At 51.3% G+C, this 275-nt stretch carries 1 protein-coding gene; it reads left to right on the plus strand.

All coding sequences use genetic code 11. The annotated features are described in order from the left end of the window. Nucleotides 1–275, plus strand: a 275-nt coding sequence (locus Q1A18_RS19015; protein ID WP_299584739.1) for an MBG domain-containing protein, incomplete at both ends; no start/stop codon positions are given.

The following is a 275-nucleotide window of genomic DNA, read 5'->3' on the forward strand; positions in this document are numbered from 1 at the left end:
GACTTTGCCATTACAGCACGGCCAATCACCATCACAGCCGATGCCGGACAAACCAAAGTGTATGGAGAAACTGATCCGGCTGCATTGACTTATTCCGTAACTTCCGGAAGTCTCGCTGCTGGTGACTCTTTCGACGGAGCACTAAGCCGTGATGCTGGTGAAACAGTCGGCAGCTATGCCATCAACCAGGGAACACTTACCATTGTGGAAGGGGCCACCAACAAGGAAGGCAACTACACGGTGACTTACGTTTCAAACGACTTTGCCATTACAGC

It is taken from the genome of uncultured Sunxiuqinia sp., from assembly GCF_947495665.1.
GTDB lineage: Bacteria > Bacteroidota > Bacteroidia > Bacteroidales > Prolixibacteraceae > Sunxiuqinia > Sunxiuqinia rutila.